At 44.2% G+C, this 4106-nt stretch carries 3 protein-coding genes and 1 pseudogene; all 4 read left to right on the top strand.

Annotated features, from left to right (window positions below):
• The coding region (locus B3B27_RS01790) for an alpha-L-rhamnosidase C-terminal domain-containing protein (RefSeq protein WP_286846758.1) at nt 1–519 on the top strand (519 nt) is incomplete at its 5' end.
• Between the two features lie 505 nt (nt 520–1024).
• Nucleotides 1025–1165: pseudogene (locus B3B27_RS01785) on the top strand (transposase); the annotation flags it as partial.
• A gap of 443 nt (nt 1166–1608) precedes the next feature.
• The gene (locus B3B27_RS01780; protein WP_286846060.1) at nt 1609–3432 is read left to right on the top strand and encodes a hypothetical protein; all 1824 of its coding nucleotides are present in this window, start codon (nt 1609–1611) and stop codon (nt 3430–3432) included.
• Nucleotides 3433–3498: 66 nt separating this feature from the next.
• A partial coding sequence (locus B3B27_RS01775) for a family 20 glycosylhydrolase (RefSeq protein ID WP_286846756.1) occupies nt 3499–4106 on the top strand: 608 nt, incomplete at its 3' end.

Raw genomic sequence — 4106 nt, 5'->3', positions numbered from 1 at the left:
GCAGATGTGATTCTTAAAGATGGAGCAAACGATTTTGCCACCTTCTACGGGTATTACATGCTGGAAGCCCTGGCCAAAGCAGGGAAGTATCAGGAGGCCATGGACATCATTTCTGACTACTGGGGAGCAATGCTTGACCTTGGTGCCACCACCTTCTGGGAAAACTTTGTATATGCGGAAAGGGTGAATGCAACAAGAATCGATCAGTTATCCATCTCTGACAAGTTCGATATCCACGCCGATGGAGGCGCCCATTGCTACATCGGTTTACGGGGCAGTCTTTGTCACGGATGGGCTTCCGGACCCACGTCTTGGCTCACGGCTCATGTATTGGGAATCAAAGTAATGGAGCCGGGATCCAAAGTGATACAAATCCGTCCCAACCTCGGTAATCTTCAATATGCAGAAGGAACTTACCCAACTCCGTATGGCATTATAAAAGTGAAACATGTGAAACAGGCAAACGGGAAAGTGACCAGTGAGATTGAAGCTCCGGATGAGATAAAAATCATCCGGTAACAAACTTAAAAGTTTTTAGCCCCATCATCATATGTACAAGCAACTCTCGTTTCTCTTTTTGTGGCTTTGCTGGATCCAGCTCTCAGCGAACAGTTCTTCCCAAAAGATTGTCAACATTGCCCATCCCTCATGGGGGACGACAGTAACTGCGTCGTCAACATATTCCTCACAACACGGTGTTTATAACCTGACCGATGATCGGTTTGAAAAAGGAAACAGTTGGCTCAGCGATCCCTTCAACTCAGCGATCAACGGCATGCCCCAGTGTTTGTGGATGACATGAAGAAGATGAGACCAATCATTAGGGGATTCTTGGTCAGTCAACGGCAGTATGACCATGGAATAGAGCCCAAACTTGTGGTCTTCTCGGTCAGTAAAGACAATGTATAATGTGAAACGGTACTTGAAGTAACGAACATGTCGAACGATTAAAAAAATGAACTGGATTACAGGACAACTGATCCGGCACCAGGTCGTTACCTGAAAGGTTCTCACCATTGCTGAACTTCATAGGGAGAGGTGGGAAGTTGTGCTTTCCTTCAAATGAATAAAACAACATCTGCATATCAAATCATTTTATGGTACTTCTGAAAATGCCGTCTATACCCAGATATGGATAGCCGTATGTGTGTTCTTGCTTTTAGCATTGGCCAAGAAAAATATGCACATCGAAGGACCCTCACTTTATATGATTTCTCAAACCATGGGAACGATGAATAAGTACCAACTGTTTAAACTTTATCGGCCATTTTTCTTAACTTATTTATCAATTCTATCAGTTATTGTTAACCTTGATGCTTTACATTTGCATAAACTTTACAAAATCAAAGGTCATTCTATACATTTTTCTAAAATCCTCATATGAAGTATTCACTTGTCATCTCTGATTTACCCGATTAATGCTAATATGACTAAAAATTAAAGACGTTGGACACATCTTAGTTAATCAATAATAATCTTCAAAAAAGACACAATTAAAAGAGTATTCTAAATTACTTACAAAAGTATCGAAGGCTTGATATCTTCTAAAAGGAATCACAATATGTTAAAAATAAATTTTTCCAACAATATCATTTACAAAAACAAAAAATGAATTCCTATACTAGGGCACGCACCTTACGACGCAATTTACTCATCCTCTTCATGCTGCTTATCACAAATCAATTCATTGCAGCCCAAAAAGTTGACAGCGACAAATGGTCCGTTACCGATGCACTGAACAGAAAAGTCAGGGAATACCCTGATGCGGGCGATAAGAGGGAGAAGTTTGTGGCCATATTTTATTGGACCTGGCATCAGGGAAAGGATGATACTACCACTACGGTTAAAAACATCACCGAGATTATCCGTATGCACCCCGAAGCCATGAAGGATTACCACCATCCTGCATGGGGAAAAACAAAACCTGGATTCTTTTACTGGGAACAGCCATTGCTGGGTTATTACAGGACTACCGATCCCTGGGTATTGAGAAAACATGCCGAAATGTTGGCGGATGCCAAGGTTGATGCGGTCTTCTTTGACTGTACAAACGGAAGCCTTACCTGGGTGGAATCATACGAAGCACTGATGAAAACCTGGGATCAGGCCCAAAAGGATGGAGTCAACGTGCCTAAGATCGCATTTATGCTACCCTTCGGTCCCGTTCCGCACTCGCTGGTCTCCCTCAGACAATTGTATCGGGATCTATACAAACCCGGAAGGTACAAGAACCTCTGGTTTAACTGGAAAGGGAAACCGATAATCATGGCTTATCCCGACAATCTCACCAGCTCCGAAGAGGACAGGGCGATTGCAGATTTCTTCACCTTCAGGCCCGGTCAGCCTGACTATGTAGACGGACCAAAACGAAAAGATCAGTGGGCGTGGCTGGAAAATTATCCCCAAAAAGGGTATGTTCCGCAACAGGACGGGACCTTCGAGCAGGTGGCTGTGGGAGTGGCACAGAATGCCGCACCCGAGACCAAGGGTCATTGCAGTGCCTTCAACCTTCCCGGCTCACAGGGAAGAGACTTCTCCTTCCGGAACGGATTCGATCCCCGGGTTGACGGTTATCTTTATGGATGGAACTTCCAGGAACAGTGGGAGCGTGCTTTTGAAATAGACCCCGAACTGGTATTTGTCACGGGATGGAACGAGTTTATCGCAAGTCAGTGGCTTCCCGAACATAACTGGACCGGCGATCCCTTCTCTTTCGTGGATCAGTTTGACTGGAAAAGAAGCAGGGACATCGAGCCCAACAAGGGATGGGGTGATAAGGGAGATGTCTGTTACCTGCAACTGGTTGACAATGTGAGAAAGTTCAAGGGAATGACACCTCCGGAAAAAACCTCCGTCCCAAAAACCATAAAGATTGGGAAACCCAATCAGTGGGACGATGTAACACCGGTCTACGACCATTACAAAGGAAATACCTTTTATCGTGACCACGTGGGCAGGAACAACACCTACTACACCAACCGTACAGGAAGAAACGACATTACTAAAGCCAAAGTTGCCAGAGACTGGCAGTTTATTTATTTCTATGTGGAAACCGCCGGGAAACTTTCTTCACGAAAAGATCCCAACTGGATGATGCTGTTTATCGATATCGACAGGGATAAATCTACCGGATGGAATGGTTACGATTACATAATCAACCGCCAGAGTCCAACGCCAAAAAAGGTGATTGTGGAAAAAAATATCGGTAATCGATGGGAATGGAAAGAGGTCAACAGGAAGCCTTATGTGGTAAACGGTAACCGACTCGAGATCAAGATCGACCGAGAGACCCTCGGAATGAAGGGAAAAGCACTCGATTTTGAATTCAAGTGGAACGACAATATGCAGGAAAATGGGAACATCATGGATTTCTACGTGAACGGGGACACTGCTCCGGGAGGAAGATTCAATTTTGTCTATAAAGTGGAATAGCGTATGCTATCGTAGTTTTTCGTTCACATTTCTGCTGATTTCAACTAACATTATAAAAATACCTTTATGAGTACGCGATTGAATTTTTTGGTCTATCTATTTCTTTTTTCCGCAACTGGTTTGTTTGCAAACGACCGGGACGGTTTGCCGATTGTACCCAAACCCCAGCAGGGAACCATTGCAGAAACGTATATCACTTTCGATAATGAATGGGAAGTTTACATTGATCCTGAAGCAAAGGAGGCCTCCGATTATGTAACATCTGTACTGAAAGAGTGTGGCGTGCAGGCTCGTTTTACAGCGAGGAAAAATAGCGCCGATTTAATTCTCGATATCCAACAGAAAATATCAAAAAATCGGGAAGCATATCATCTATCTGTTTACAAAAACAGGAAGATCCGGGTATTGGCTGCCTCCCGTAACGGATTACTCTATGCCCTTCAGTCCCTGCGACAAATCATCTCCCGTTCGGGAAACGGGATTACTCTCCCCGTCTGCCGGATAATGGACGAACCCGCTTTTCCATGGCGTGCATTTATGCTCGATGAAAGTCGGCACTTTCAAGGGATGGAAACGGTGAAAAAACTTCTCGACGAGATGAGTTACCTGAAAATGAACATCTTTCACTGGCACCTGGTGGATGATCCGGGGTGGAGAATTGAGATAAAAAAATA

This window comes from Proteiniphilum sp. UBA5463 (assembly GCF_002427225.1).
GTDB classification, from domain to species: Bacteria; Bacteroidota; Bacteroidia; order Bacteroidales; family Dysgonomonadaceae; genus Proteiniphilum; species Proteiniphilum propionicum.
This window is presented reverse-complemented; position numbering and strand designations above follow the sequence as displayed.